This window comes from Mangrovimonas futianensis, from assembly GCF_021245805.1.
In the GTDB taxonomy this organism is placed as follows: Bacteria; Bacteroidota; Bacteroidia; order Flavobacteriales; family Flavobacteriaceae; genus Mangrovimonas; species Mangrovimonas futianensis.
The window spans coordinates 454,830-467,864 of the sequence record NZ_JAJJNF010000002.1 but is presented as its reverse complement, the minus strand read 5'-3'; the positions used below and the strand labels follow the sequence as shown (position 1 = coordinate 467,864).

General features: G+C 36.4%; 14 protein-coding genes. 5 read left to right on the top strand and 9 right to left on the bottom strand.

Annotation, left to right across the window (positions count from 1 at the left end):
- The 4 genes from LOK78_RS04925 to LOK78_RS04910 all read right to left on the bottom strand — a co-directional run bounded on the left by LOK78_RS04925 (position 1) and on the right by LOK78_RS04910 (position 4,223).
- Positions 1-921, bottom strand: a complete 921-nt coding sequence (locus LOK78_RS04925) for a hypothetical protein (protein WP_232634040.1) — start codon at positions 919-921, stop codon at positions 1-3.
- Between the two features lie 105 nt (positions 922-1,026).
- Positions 1,027-2,823 carry an energy transducer TonB gene (locus tag LOK78_RS04920; RefSeq protein WP_232634038.1) on the bottom strand — a complete coding sequence of 599 codons (1,797 nt, stop codon included), beginning with the start codon at positions 2,821-2,823 and terminating at the stop codon, positions 1,027-1,029.
- 10 nt (positions 2,824-2,833) lie between these two features.
- Positions 2,834-3,373, bottom strand: coding sequence for an RNA polymerase sigma factor (locus tag LOK78_RS04915; protein ID WP_232634036.1), 540 nt, complete (start codon positions 3,371-3,373; stop codon positions 2,834-2,836).
- Positions 3,374-3,434: 61 nt separating this feature from the next.
- On the bottom strand, positions 3,435-4,223 hold the full coding sequence (locus LOK78_RS04910; protein WP_232634034.1) for a TerB family tellurite resistance protein: 789 nt from the start codon (positions 4,221-4,223) through the stop codon (positions 3,435-3,437).
- Between the two features lie 117 nt (positions 4,224-4,340).
- Here LOK78_RS04910 and LOK78_RS04905 point away from each other — a divergent pair, with 117 nt between their 5' ends.
- The 4 genes from LOK78_RS04905 (at position 4,341) to LOK78_RS04890 (ending at position 7,235) form a co-directional block, all read left to right on the top strand.
- Positions 4,341-4,751, top strand: coding sequence for a BrxA/BrxB family bacilliredoxin (locus LOK78_RS04905; protein WP_053970676.1), 411 nt, complete (start codon positions 4,341-4,343; stop codon positions 4,749-4,751).
- A 76-nt stretch (positions 4,752-4,827) separates the two neighbouring features.
- Positions 4,828-5,565, top strand: a complete 738-nt coding sequence (locus LOK78_RS04900) for a lysophospholipid acyltransferase family protein (RefSeq protein ID WP_166956591.1) — start codon at positions 4,828-4,830, stop codon at positions 5,563-5,565.
- A gap of 12 nt (positions 5,566-5,577) precedes the next feature.
- Complete coding sequence (locus tag LOK78_RS04895; protein WP_232634032.1) at positions 5,578-6,570, top strand: acyl-ACP desaturase; 993 nt, start codon at positions 5,578-5,580, stop codon at positions 6,568-6,570.
- A 14-nt stretch (positions 6,571-6,584) separates the two neighbouring features.
- Positions 6,585-7,235: an HD domain-containing protein gene (locus LOK78_RS04890; protein ID WP_232634031.1), complete on the top strand. Its 651-nt coding sequence runs from the start codon at positions 6,585-6,587 to the stop codon at positions 7,233-7,235.
- Here the strand turns inward: LOK78_RS04890 and LOK78_RS04885 are convergent.
- Positions 7,232-8,116, bottom strand: a complete 885-nt coding sequence (locus LOK78_RS04885; protein WP_166956594.1) for an AraC family transcriptional regulator — start codon at positions 8,114-8,116, stop codon at positions 7,232-7,234. The genes LOK78_RS04890 and LOK78_RS04885 overlap by 4 nt on opposite strands.
- A gap of 207 nt (positions 8,117-8,323) precedes the next feature.
- Here LOK78_RS04885 and LOK78_RS04880 point away from each other — a divergent pair, with 207 nt between their 5' ends.
- Positions 8,324-8,923: a hypothetical protein gene (locus LOK78_RS04880; RefSeq protein ID WP_166956596.1), complete on the top strand. Its 600-nt coding sequence runs from the start codon at positions 8,324-8,326 to the stop codon at positions 8,921-8,923.
- Positions 8,924-9,004: 81 nt separating this feature from the next.
- Here the strand turns inward: LOK78_RS04880 and LOK78_RS04875 are convergent, their stop codons facing one another.
- The 4 genes from LOK78_RS04875 to LOK78_RS04860 form a co-directional block, all read right to left on the bottom strand.
- A complete protein-coding gene (locus tag LOK78_RS04875) occupies positions 9,005-10,078 on the bottom strand; it encodes a PA0069 family radical SAM protein (RefSeq protein WP_232634029.1) in 1,074 nt (357 codons plus the stop codon).
- A 110-nt stretch (positions 10,079-10,188) separates the two neighbouring features.
- The gene (locus LOK78_RS04870; RefSeq protein ID WP_232634027.1) at positions 10,189-10,971 is read right to left on the bottom strand and encodes an enoyl-CoA hydratase/isomerase family protein; all 783 of its coding nucleotides are present in this window, start codon (positions 10,969-10,971) and stop codon (positions 10,189-10,191) included.
- A 3-nt stretch (positions 10,972-10,974) separates the two neighbouring features.
- Complete coding sequence (locus LOK78_RS04865) at positions 10,975-12,435, bottom strand: sensor histidine kinase (RefSeq protein ID WP_166956604.1); 1,461 nt, start codon at positions 12,433-12,435, stop codon at positions 10,975-10,977.
- Positions 12,436-12,485: 50 nt separating this feature from the next.
- The gene (locus LOK78_RS04860) at positions 12,486-13,034 is read right to left on the bottom strand and encodes a HemJ family protein (protein ID WP_166956606.1); all 549 of its coding nucleotides are present in this window, start codon (positions 13,032-13,034) and stop codon (positions 12,486-12,488) included.
- Between the last annotated feature and the right edge of the window lies 1 nt (position 13,035).

The window sequence follows — 13,035 nt, the reverse complement described above, 5'->3', positions numbered from 1 at the left end:
TTACACGCCGAGATTAGGCAATACAAACGATTTGGTATTTGAATGCAATCTGATCCACAAACCTGGATTGGCGTTTAATTGCTGTTTGGCTTCCTCCAAATCGGAACTGATTGCTGTTTGAAGCACCTTGGCATAAGTGTCTACTTTGGCTGGAGCTGTATCAGCATCAACCACCGACTGCACCACTTTTTTGGCTTGTAATATCGCCGCAGGACCAAGAGTTAAAATATATTTTGCTGATCGACATTCCTGTTCGTCTCTTTCACTCACCAAACTGCCCCCTGCCTTAAATTTATTGATATGATGCTCTAAAATACTATTTGAAATAGGTATGATTCCAGCAACATGATGCCACTGTGCCCCTGAAAACGGTTTTATATAAGCCAAGTGAGACGCTTGTTTGGCTTCTGGTCCATGACCAATAAAAAAGATATCCAAACCACCTAAATTTTCTAGTTTCGTCAAATACCCCATAAGAGCCGATTCCAAATCGACTGTATCGGTTTGCATGGGGGTAAAGCTTTTTATCTTCTTGAAAAAAGCGTCTCCCAAAATACGTTCAAAATCCCTAACAAAACTGAAGCCATTAGCCATGTTCATTGGTGCCAAAGCGTCTTGTGTAAATACATTTAACCGACTTAACAATGCATCTTTCTCACCTGTTTTAGCGATCTCACCCAATAAACGATGTAATTCCTGAGCACCACGACCACCCAAAAGCGCGATGTTGATATCGCCTTCTTTTTCGGCTGCAGTTGCATATAATTCCTGCAACATGGCTTGTCCCACAGCTGCTTCGGAAGGCAGCACAGTTGGCGTTATTCCATGATCTACCACTTGAAACTCTGAAGTATCTAAATGAGACAACCATACATTATTATTTTCTTCTTGTCTTGTAAATGGAATTTTATTATCTGTCATGTCTGTTTTTTATCATTCTATTTAAACCTCAAAAATAAACCTAAATGCCATATTTACCATTTATCTCAAAAAAATCCGAAATTTAAGGCCCCAATAATCTAATGTTTATTCCTCTAAGTATGCATTTAGCTTTTCTAATTCATGTTTCAAACTAGCGCTATCTAATTCCTTAAAATCCAACTCCATCTCAGATATATCCCTAACCAATTCCTCTTTCAATCCTAAATAAAAAGTATCTCCCACTTTCCTTATGACCACCAACATAACTTCCTCCTCCTTTGGCAACTCACCAAAATCAAAATAGTTATTGTTTGATTTGCCACGAAGAATGGATTTTATCGATTTAAAAACCAAACTAACCTTGCTTCCGTCGGCATTCTTTAATTTGAATTTATATTTTACTTTTTCCTTTTGACTTTTCACAAAGCGATCACAATTAATCCAACCCAATTTTGAGGTTGCCATCACATATTGAAGAATCTCACTACTTGAGACCGATGATTTTCCCGATGCTTTGATACTATCTCGTTCCATCCATTTGCGATCAAAATTTTGAAAATACAGCGAGTCATCTGCAACTCGAAAGGTACGTCTTGACCGCGTTTTACCCGGAAATTTAAACTCCAAAGGGATAAAATAAGGAACCACAACTTCCTTGTCTCTCTGCTTTGCCGGACTCATTTGTGGTAAAAGGTGAGCCACTCTTAGCGCTTCTTTCCCTAGTTTTTTATGCGGCGCATGAGCATACACATTAAAAACATTTCCCTCTGCATCTATTTTAAAAAATACCTTTACAGAAAATTTCCCAGTAAATTTTAACTCTTCAGCAATACTTAAATTAAACTTCTCTAAAAAGAAGGCCTTCATTTTCTCATTGAAGCAAGATATTAAAGCCTCCCTTCCTTCTTCTTGACATCCAGGAAAAACAGGGGGCTGCTCAACCAGGTTAAACGGGACTTCAACATAAGCCTCTTCAAATATCTCTGAAACTGGCTCCATGACTTCCAGATTTTCCAATTCATCTTCCTCCTCTACCAATACCCAATTAACCTCAGAATCTGACCACTCTCCTGTAAACAACTGCATATCCTTTTCCTTCTTTTTACACGGAAAACTTATTTCTATGGATTGATCAAGTTCTAAATTTTCACCTTCTTTTAAAGCCTCAACAAACAACATGCCTCCAGTTTCCAGAATTTCGCCTTCTGAGGTTGTTGATAAATTTGCCAACAGCATATCAGATATTTTGTAATATTCCGTAACCCTAAAATCAACCACGCCATGAACCTTTAATCCTTTAGAATTCTTAAAGGAATTGGCTTTAATTTTAATTTTGGTGCCCTCGGGAAGCTTTAAAATTGTGTCCTTTTCAGAATGTAAAACAAAGTGAACCGCCTTTTTTACTGGCCAATCTACATGGTTACTTTCTACAGAATCTTTAGTATTTGTAATTTGCTCATTGCCTTTAAGACTCTTTTTTTCCACAGGAATATCTTCTTTCCTATCTATTATGGTATTATTTAAAATAGAATCTATACTTACTGGCGGAACTATAATCGCTTTACTGGGCAGTTCCTTTTTTGGCAGTTTTGAATCTTGGCTATTGTTATCATTCGTTTTTAGAACCAACAAATAGACCAACAAAAACCCAACTAATGCAGCCGTAATTAAAATTCCGATCTTAAAATACCTCCTTGTCGTATATAACTTCCTAGCTTGTTGAATATCTTTTTTTAACGATGTCCTTTTCATTCCACCTAAGAATGCTTTATGAAAAGTAAAATCATTTTGAAAATCAACATCTGATTCCAAGTCTTTTTCAAACCTTAAAGCCCCCTCATAACTAAGCTGCTCTTTCAAATAAGCTTCAATGGCATCTATATTTTTTGTGAATTTTTCCATGGTTTCTGAATTAAGAATGATTGGTAATTAAAGTTTCATAAATGCTCTTAACCTTCTTAAGGCATTTATACTTTTGATTCTTGGCAATTTTTTCAGATTTGAACTGCATATGTATTGCAATAACTTTGAAAGACCAATCTTTCAAGTAAAACAGTTGCAGCAATTGCCGACATCGATTTCCTAATTCAGAGAACGCTTTCTCTGCTAGTTTAAACTTTCTTTCTTCCAAAACATCTTGGAACATTTCGGTTTCTTCCTTTGAAAAATCCATAAGCTCCTGTTTTGAGTATCCCTTTTGGATATCCTTCCAAACAAAACGTGATACAGAATATAAATAAGTGTAAAATGAAGAAGTAAGTTTGAAATTTGTCTTTTCTAAATTGCGATGCAAGATGATTAGTGATTCTTGAAACACATCTTGAGCATCATTTTTAGTTCCTCCTTTAGACAAAATAAGCTTCTCAATCCTAGGGTAAAGGGCGTAAAGTTTTAGAAAGGCTTTCTCCTCTTGACCATTTTTAAAAAGAGCCAATATCTTTTTATCATTCATAAGGTTGTTTTTCTTATTAATGGTCAAATAGACAAAAGGTCTCCTTTAAATATCCATTTTTTTAAAATCCTTTTTCTTTTTGAAGTTGTTCGTAGGCCTGTTGTACCTGTCTAAATTTTTCCTCGGCTCCTTCTTGGTGCTCCTTCCCTAAATGGGCCACCCGATCGGGATGGTATTTTTTGGCCATTTTTCTATATGCGGCTTTTATCTCTTCTACAGAAGCATTTTTATCAATTTCCAAGATTTTATAGGCATGGTCCACACTGTTATAAAACATCTCCTTAATGCTTTCAAAATCTCTAGAGCTAACCCCTAAATAACCAGAAATGGTATAGATCTGCTTGACTTCAGCCTCGGTGACATGTTCATCTGCTTTAGCAATACCAAATAAAAAGTGAATGAGTTGAAGTCTGGAGGGGTGGTCCATCATCCGTTGAATTTGCATACAGACCTGTCTTGTAGAAATATCTTGTTGGTTAATATTTTTAAACAGCTTAAAGGCGTGGTTAGCCCGTTCCTTACCATACATGTTAGCAAAATATTGACGCACAAAATTCAGTTCTCTTTGATCTTGATGGTTATCAGCCTTAATCACTATAGATGCCAAAATCAACAAACTCACCTCAAAATCTCCGGAGGTAGTTTTAGGTTGGGCTTTCCTTTCATAATTAGGCATTTTGCGGTATTTAGGACGCTGTCTTTTTCGGTCTTCACCTTCTCCCAAATATGGGAATCCAGCACCATCTGCCATCGAATCTACAACCGACCCCAAAGCCAATCCAATAATTGCTCCTATAGGTCCGCCAAAAGACCAACCCAAAGCAGCTCCAAGCCATTTTGAAATACTCATGGTAACTATCAATTTAATTTATAGGTAAATATACTATTTGTTAGTAGAATGCCTCTGCCATTTGTTACACAATTGGTATCTTTGCCCCACAATTATTAATCATAAAAAATTAAATATATGTATCCAGCAGAATTAGTAAAACCAATGCGCGAAGATTTAACCAATGTTGGGTTTGAGGAATTGCATACTGTAGAGGCTGTTGATGCTGCTATAGCCAAAGAGGGAACGACCTTGGTAGTAGTCAACTCTGTTTGTGGTTGTGCGGCAGCAAACGCACGTCCTGGGGCAAGAATGAGTTTGCAAAATGCTAAAACGCCCGATCATTTGGTGACCGTTTTTGCAGGTGTAGATAAAGATGCAACAACTAAAGCTAGAGAATATATGATTCCTTTCCCTCCAAGCTCTCCTAGTATGGCTTTGTTTAAGGATGGTGAATTGGTTCATATGCTAGAGCGTCATCACATTGAAGGAAGACCAGCAGAAATGATTGCTGACAACTTAATGGATGCCTATAACGAGCATTGCTAGATTTAAAATCTAAAAAAAATTAAAGCCACATTGATATGTGGCTTTTTTGTTTCCAATTTTGGACTAACTTTGACCCATGCAAAAAATACTAGCTTATCCCTTAACTATTTTATATTTTCTGTTTTTTGGGCTGACCTTAATTGTTTTTCATCCCATTCAATGGGTCTGCTTTAATGTTTTTGGTTATCAAGCACATAAAATAAGTGTTGATTGGTTGCAGTTTTTTCTGATGCGCTCCATGAATGTTTTAGGAACTACTTATACGTTTCATAACGACTATGACATTGATACCAACCAACCTCTAATCATTGTCGCCAACCACCAAAGCATGTATGATATTTCTCCCATTTTATGGCATATGAGAAAACATCATCCAAAATTCATCAGTAAGATTGAATTGGGAAAAGGAATTCCCAGTGTGTCATATAATTTAAGACATGGAGGCTCTGTTTTGATCGACAGAAAAAATCCAAGGCAATCCATTCCTGCCATTATGAAATTTGGAGAATATATCGAAAGCAACAATCGGGCAGCGGTGATTTTCCCAGAAGGAACTAGAAGCAAAGATGGAACTCCTAAAAAATTTCAAACCAAAGGTTTGGAGATGTTATTCAAAAAAATACCATCTGCAACCATTGTGCCCATCACCATTAATAACTCCTGGAAAACGTTAAAATATGGGAAATTCCCTATGGGATTGGGCGCAAAAATCTCTTTAACCGTGCATAAGCCCATTAAATTGGCTACCTTTGAAAATAGGGAGAATTTGGTTTCTACAATAGAAGAAACCATTACCTCTGGAATTCAATACTAAAACCTCATAATTATGTCTTTAAAAAATGTAAGACTGGAAGTGATGCAGTTCTTGGAAAAAGACGTGGATTCACTCATCGAAAAATATCTTATCCCCATAGATAGCATTTGGCAACCTACCGATTTTCTGCCAAACTCAGAAAAAGACTCCTTCTTGAACGAAGTGGAAGAAATTAGAGAACTCTCAAAAGAATTACCCTATGACTTTTGGGTGGTACTTGTTGGAGATATGATCACAGAAGAGGCTTTGCCTACCTATGAATCCTGGTTGATGGATGTAGAAGGTGTAGACCAAGTGGGCAGAAATTCGTGGTCTAAATGGGTGCGCCATTGGACCGCTGAAGAAAACCGCCATGGTGATGTGTTGAACAAATATTTATATCTCTCAGGAAGAGTCAACATGAAGGAAGTTGAAAAAACAACGCAATACCTAATTGCTGACGGATTTGATATTGGAACCGATCGAGATCCTTATAAAAATTTCCTTTATACCAGTTTTCAAGAATTGGCTACCTATATTTCACATAATCGAGTCGCTCAAATTGCCAAGAAAAAAGGCAATATTAAGCTGTCTAGAATGTGTAAAATCATCTCAGGAGACGAAATGAGACACCACAATGCCTATTGTGAATTTGTGGAACGTATTTTTAAGGTGGATCCTAGCAACATGATGTTGGCTTTCCACCACATGATGAAGTTAAAAATTACCATGCCAGCTCATTTCTTAAGAGAAACTGGGCAAAGCATTGGTCAAGCTTTTGAAGAATTTTCAAATACAGCACAACGCTTGGGTGTTTACACCTCTAAAGATTACGTTGACATTTTGGAAAAACTCCTTGTACGCTGGGAAATTGATAAAATTGGAAACCTCAACGATGAAGCTGAAAAAGCTAGGGACTATCTTATGAACCTACCAACTAGATTAACCCGATTGGCTGAACGCATGAAAATCCCAAATGAACCTTATCAGTTTAAATGGGTTGAACCAGCTGCATTAAAAAGCTAAACATCTCTTTCTTTTTGGAACAAGAGCTTATAAAAAAAACTGAAGCGTTTGTAAAGAAGGAATTACAACATGCCGAAGGTGGCCACGATTGGTTTCACATCGAGCGTGTATATAAAAACAGCCTCTTGATAGCCAAAACCGAAAATGTCAATCATTTAATTGTTGCCTTGTCTGCATTACTTCATGACATTGCCGACAGTAAATTTCACGATGGCAATGAATCTATAGGTCCTGAAAAAGCTGAAAACTTTCTCAGGACCTTACATTTAGATCAAACCTATATTGATCATATTGTTCAAATTATCAAGAACATTTCGTTTAAAGGCGGAAATTTTCAACCCAATTTTCATTCAGCTGAATTGGAAGTTGTTCAGGATGCTGACCGCCTGGATGCTATCGGAGCCATAGGAATTGCCAGAACCTTTAATTATGGTGGGTTTAAAAACAGGAAAATTTATGATCCTGAGGTAAAACCTCAACTCAATATGACCAAGGAAGCTTATAAAAAATCTGAAGCTCCAACTATTAACCATTTCTATGAAAAGCTTTTACTTCTCAAAGACCGCATGAATACGGAAACAGGAAAAAAACTGGCTCAAAAACGACATGATTTTATGGTTGATTACCTCAATCAATTTTATTCCGAATGGAATGGTACGGTTTAGTACTGAATAATGTGTTTAATTTCTGCGCGATATTTGGAGGCGCTCTTTCCTGTAATTTCCTTAAACAGTTTATTGAAGTGTGAGAAGTTATTAAAACCACTTTCAAAACAAACATCTGTAATACTCAGCTGACTTTCGTTTAGTAACTTGGTTGCGTGCACTACGCGATATTCATTGACCAGTCTCGTAAAGGTTTTCCCTGTTGCCTTTTTCAAATACCTACAAAATGCTGGTTCAGTCATACTCACCTTATCTGCAATTTCCTCTAAGGAGATGGCTCTTTTGAAGTTGTTGTTGATGAATTTGAAAATGATATTTAGCTTTTCATTGTCCTTAGGTTCTGTCTCAAAAGCAAACCCATCGACGTTCAAAAGTGTGTAATCTTTGGAAAGCCCCAGTTCATTGAGTATTTCCAATAGCTTGATGATTCTTTCAAAACCTTCATAGGTAACTAGACTTTGTATCTTAGGCCCCACTTCCTTTTTTGTTTCAGGTTTAAATAAAATACCCTGCTTTGCTCGTTCCAATAACTGTTTGATATTGGTCATTTCGGGTTTATCAAAAAACAAGTCCCCCAAAAAATCAGGTTTGAATTGAATAATGGTTTCGGAACCATTACTAGTCAAACGATCTGTAAACCCATAGTGCGGTAAATTGGAACCTAAAAGCATTAACTGACTATTGTTAAAATAAGACAGGTGATTTCCAATATGACGCTTCCCTTTCCCTTTATTGACATAAACCAATTCTATCTCTGGGTGAAAATGCCATTTTCCATTACTCTTTTTAATCACATCATTAATGGCTTCGGTATGATGCCTTACCAAAATAGAGTTACCAAAACCTGTTGTAACCTTTTCGTATGTAGCCTTTATTTTCATTTCAGAACTCTTTTCGCTGCAAAATTAAAATTTACTCGAACTGCAAAAATATGGTTTTTTAACAACTATCTATACTATTTTAACCCTACAACGTTTTCGTTTATTTATTGATGTTAATTTAGCATATAAATTTGAAAAAACTGTTGTTTTTATCTGCTCATTTAGCCTCTAAATTTGCCCCATGTGAAACCCATAAATCTCACTGTTATGAAAAAAGTACTTAAAAACAGCTTAATATTGGTAGCCGTATTTACTACCTTCTTAAGCTTCGGAAATGATTTTCCGCCATTGGCTAAAAAAAGAGCCGTAAAAGAAACCTATGTGACCTTTAAAGATGTTAAAAAAGGTGCAACATTAACCTTAAAAGATAACGACAATGAAGTTATCTATCTTGAGAAAATTCTTTTGTCGGGTACTTACGAGAAAAAATTTGATCTTTCTTTACTTCCTTCAGGAGAGTACTATTTTGAATTGGAAAAAGACATTGAAATAAAGACCAAACCATTTACTGTTACTTTTCAAGAGGTAACATTCCACGACAAAGAAGAAAGCCAATTCCATAAACCAATAGTTAGAATTGAAGAAGAAAAAGTGTTTATTTCTCAGTTATCCCTTAAAAAGCACCCACTTAAAATTGAGCTTTTCTATGACGGGAATGGCAAGAGCAATGAATTGGTATATTCTGAAAAACTATCAAACGACATTATCTTGGAGAGAATTTTGAAACTTTCTAAAAATGAAAAAGGAAACTACAAATTAGTTATGTATTCAGAAGGACACGAATACATCGAAAAATTTAGTTTATAAGTCTGTTTTTGAATTTAAATTAGTGTGTGAAACGCTTATTGATTTTGAGTAAAAACCCCGAAGGATCGGGGTTTTTTTATTTTAAAACAGCCTTAACTGACCATTTTTATAAACCTCATGCAAAGACGTGTTTAAAGGCGTCAAAGCTCTATCCTGGAAATATTTTCTTTTGGCCAAACCCATGGCTATTCCAATTTGCTCTGCAATTTTTCCTTCTCCCTTCATTCTGACACCATATCTACTTTCATTCAAAGTCCCTCCATGACAGCTTTCAATTTGATGCAAAACCTTTTCGGCGCGATCTGGCATAGTCTTTTTGATCCAATCTGTGAAAATTTCACCAATAGCACCATTCAACCTAACCACTGTATGTCCAATTGATTGTGCTCCATACTCTGAAATCTTTTTTGCCAAGGGTAAAATTTCATGACTATTTATAGATGGGATGACAGGAGCTATCATCACATTCACGGGAATACCTGCATCGCTAAGTATTCGAACCGTATCCAATCGCTTTTGAATAGTTGTCGTTCTAGGTTCTAAAATGCGTCTGGTTTCCTCAGACAACGAGGTAATGGACATATTGACTTGAATCAGCTGGTCCTTGTTTAGCTCTTTCAATAAATCCAAGTCCCTTAAAATCAAACTGTTTTTAGTTATAATTCCTACAGGATGCCTCAATTTTAAAAAAACTTCCAAACACTGTCGGGTCAATTCAAATTGTTTTTCGGCCGGTTGATAACAATCTGTGTTCCCAGACATGACAATGGGATAAGCCTTCCATGATTTTTTTGATAAAAAAGATTCCAAAAGTTTAGGCGCGTTCTTTTTAACCATAATCCGCCTTTCAAAATCAAGGGCCGCATCATAACCCCAGTATTCATGAGAATTTCTTGCATAGCAATAAACACAGCCGTGTTCACAACCTTGATAGATATTCATAGAATATGACATCCCTACATCGGGACTATCCACTTTATTGACTATGGTTTTTGGAAAAACTTCTAAAAAAAGCGTCTTGTTTTTATCAGCCTCTTCGCCTTCCTTAGCACAATACTCCAAAAAATCTGCCCGAACTTCATGATTCAGTTCAAAAAACCGATTGGCGACATTCATTTGGGCACCACGCCCTTTGATGGCAGTTTTGGAATCCATAAAACTGGTTTAAAAAGAAATTTGCTCAGGAAATCTTTTTAAAGCTATCAATTATTAGGCTCCAATAATGTTAAAGTATTTTGAAGTTATCCACAATGGACTCTGCCTTCCTATTTTCCAGGAAAATCAGCAGGACGCTTTTCTAAAAATGCTGTGGTTCCTTCAGCGAAATCTTCTGTCCCAAAACAGTTTCCAAATTCATTGATTTCGAGTTCAAAACCATTAACACCATCTTCATAATTGCCATTGATAGCCTTAATTGCTGAAGCAATAGCTACGGAAGAATTTTTCATGATTTTTCCCGCTATTTTTTGAGCTAAAGGCAATAAATCCTCTTGGCTAGACACGTGGTTTACCAAACCATATCCCAGTGCCGTATTGGCGTCTATCATACCAGCGGTCATAATAAGCTCCATCGCCCTACCTTTTCCAATCAATTGTGGTAGTCTTTGGGTTCCACCGTAACCAGGAATCACACCCAAAGAAGTTTCAGGCAATCCCATTCGGGCGTTGTCACTAGCAACTCTAATATGGCATGACATAGCTAATTCCAATCCACCACCTAAGGCAAAACCATTAACAGCAGCTATCACAGGTGTTGACAAATGAGCTACGAAGTCAAACAATAACTCTTGCCCTTTAGCCGCTAAAAGCTTTCCCTCGTTGACATCAAAATGGGCAAACTCACTAATATCGGCTCCCGCCACAAAAGCCTTTTCACCACTACCTGTAATGATAATGACTTTAACATCACTATCTTGATCTGCCTCCTTGAAAGCTTCGTGAAGTTCGGCAATGGTTTCTTTATTTAATGCGTTTAGTTTTTTCGGACGATTAATGGTAATGGTAGTAATTCCGTTATCAAAATCGGCAATAATATTGTTGTAAGACATAATTTATTCTTTTGGAAAGGATACCCTAAAAGTAGTCCCTTTATCTTTAATAGATGTAAAGGTAATACTTCCATGGTAAGTTTCCACGATGTTTTTAACCATAGCCAGGCCAAGTCCCATCCCACTCGTTTTGGTAGTAAATTTAGGTTCAAAGATTTTTTCTTTGTTTTCTTCTGAAATTCCTTGCCCATTATCGGCCACAGAAATAACCACGTTTGATGCTTCTTCAAAAACATGAACCACAATATTTTTGGGCTCTTGATCTTCAGGAATCGCTTGGATACCGTTTTTAACCAAATTGGTAATGACCCTTATAAGCTGTGTTCTATCAAACTTGGCAGTGATTTGTTCTTTATCTGAGTTGAAATGGATAAAGTCCTCACTAAAAATATCCAAAGCCAATTTGGTAATTTCTACAACATTCAGAGTTTCACTTTTTTGTGCAGGCATCTTGGCAAAATTTGAAAATGCCTCAGCAATAGAACTCATAGTATCAATTTGCTGAATCAAGGTTTTTGAATACTCATTGACCTTATTGAAGATTTCTGGATCTTGAGGATCAAATTTCCTTTGAAAACTCTGCACGCTCAGCCGCATAGGTGTCAATGGGTTTTTAATCTCATGAGCAACTTGTTTGGCCATTTCCCTCCAGGCTTGTTCCCGCTCACTTGTGGCCAACTTAACCGCACTATCCTCCAGTTCGTCAATCATGCTGTTATAAGAAGACACCAATAATTCTATTTCCTCACTTGGTGACTCAATGTTGATCTTTTTGTTTCGCTTTTCAAGCCTTGTTTCCTTGATTTTATCACTAATGGTTTTCAAGGATTTTGTGATGTATTTGGACAACAAGTAAGCCAAACCTACAGCAATGAATAGCATAAACAAATAGGCAATTCCCAACTTAATCAAGAAATCTTCCAACTCTTTGTTTAGAAAGTTATCATCTCCCAGATAGGGGATATGCAAAATGGCTAGAGGTTTAAACTTACGATCTGTGATATAGGAAAAAGAAGCCTGCTTTATCTGACCGTCTTCCATACTTTTAATGACATATCGATGTTCAGCTGTATTGGCTAATTGGTTTAAAATCTCAGCATCGAGACATTTTGGAATGGAATCGTTGGGCATGCTGGCTTTTGAAGAAATCAAAAAACCTCCTTCCAGATCATATAAATTAATCGTTAGCCTATGAATGGCCGCAATTTCATAAATCTTATCATTATACCTGAAAATATTAGGTATTTTCTCAGTTTTGACTTCGTAAGTTGTCTCATTGATCACATAATCAATGTGTTCTTTAATATTTGCTTCCTTACTTTCTAGTCTGTCCTTATGATAGTCCTGAGCTTCTTCGTTATATTGATAAACTGTTACCACCGCAATGACAATGGAGGCTAAAAGCACCAAAAAAATCATGGCTATAAAGATGCGGTAACGAAACGAAAATCTTCTAAGCTGCATTTAAAGAAATCTATTGAATTGACCTAAAGGTAACAATTATCACACCAAATTTAAGCGTTTGGATTTTTACTTCTTATATTCTTGTAAACCCTAAATCCAAGCATGATTAATATTCCAAGAACTATTAAACCAACGAGACCAAACACCCAATTGATGGCACTTTTCAAAATAACCAAAAAGACTACAGCAAATAGAATGAAGGTGGCCCCTTCGTTCCAAAGTCGCATAAAATTGGAAGTTTTTTTTACCTCTCCTCTCTGTAGCTGCTTGAAAAACTGATGGGTTTTTAGATGATAAATTATCAATAGCACCACAAAAAGCAACTTCACATGCATCCAAGGTTGCTGTAACCAAAATGGTTGTAAAATTAATAGCCAAACCGCAAAAATAGTTGCTAAAATAGCAGATGGCCAAGTAATAATATTCCATAGCCTTTTGGCCATCAATCTTAATTGATCCCCCAAAATTTCCTTTTCGGGAGATGGTTTATGAAAAGCCTCAATTTGATAGACAAACAGTCTAGGAATATAAAAAAGACCAGCAAACCAAGTAATCACAAAAATGAGGTGTAATGATTTTATGTAGTTATAATATTCCACA

Excerpts from the sequence above, each read along its gene's own strand:
- LOK78_RS04925 (WP_232634040.1), bottom strand. The coding sequence starts at position 921 with ATGACAGATAATAAAATTCCATTTACAAGACAAGAAGAAAATAATAAT.
- LOK78_RS04915 (WP_232634036.1), bottom strand. The coding sequence starts at position 3,373 with ATGAATGATAAAAAGATATTGGCTCTTTTTAAAAATGGTCAAGAGGAG.
- LOK78_RS04875 (WP_232634029.1), bottom strand. The coding sequence starts at position 10,078 with ATGGATTCCAAAACTGCCATCAAAGGGCGTGGTGCCCAAATGAATGTC.
- LOK78_RS04885 (WP_166956594.1), bottom strand. The coding sequence starts at position 8,116 with ATGAAAATAAAGGCTACATACGAAAAGGTTACAACAGGTTTTGGTAAC.
- LOK78_RS04910 (WP_232634034.1), bottom strand. The coding sequence starts at position 4,223 with ATGAGTATTTCAAAATGGCTTGGAGCTGCTTTGGGTTGGTCTTTTGGC.
- LOK78_RS04920 (WP_232634038.1), bottom strand. The coding sequence starts at position 2,823 with ATGGAAAAATTCACAAAAAATATAGATGCCATTGAAGCTTATTTGAAA.
- LOK78_RS04865 (WP_166956604.1), bottom strand. The coding sequence starts at position 12,435 with ATGCAGCTTAGAAGATTTTCGTTTCGTTACCGCATCTTTATAGCCATG.
- LOK78_RS04880 (WP_166956596.1), top strand. The coding sequence starts at position 8,324 with ATGAAAAAAGTACTTAAAAACAGCTTAATATTGGTAGCCGTATTTACT.
- LOK78_RS04895 (WP_232634032.1), top strand. The coding sequence starts at position 5,578 with ATGTCTTTAAAAAATGTAAGACTGGAAGTGATGCAGTTCTTGGAAAAA.
- LOK78_RS04870 (WP_232634027.1), bottom strand. The coding sequence starts at position 10,971 with ATGTCTTACAACAATATTATTGCCGATTTTGATAACGGAATTACTACC.
- LOK78_RS04905 (WP_053970676.1), top strand. The coding sequence starts at position 4,341 with ATGTATCCAGCAGAATTAGTAAAACCAATGCGCGAAGATTTAACCAAT.
- LOK78_RS04900 (WP_166956591.1), top strand. The coding sequence starts at position 4,828 with ATGCAAAAAATACTAGCTTATCCCTTAACTATTTTATATTTTCTGTTT.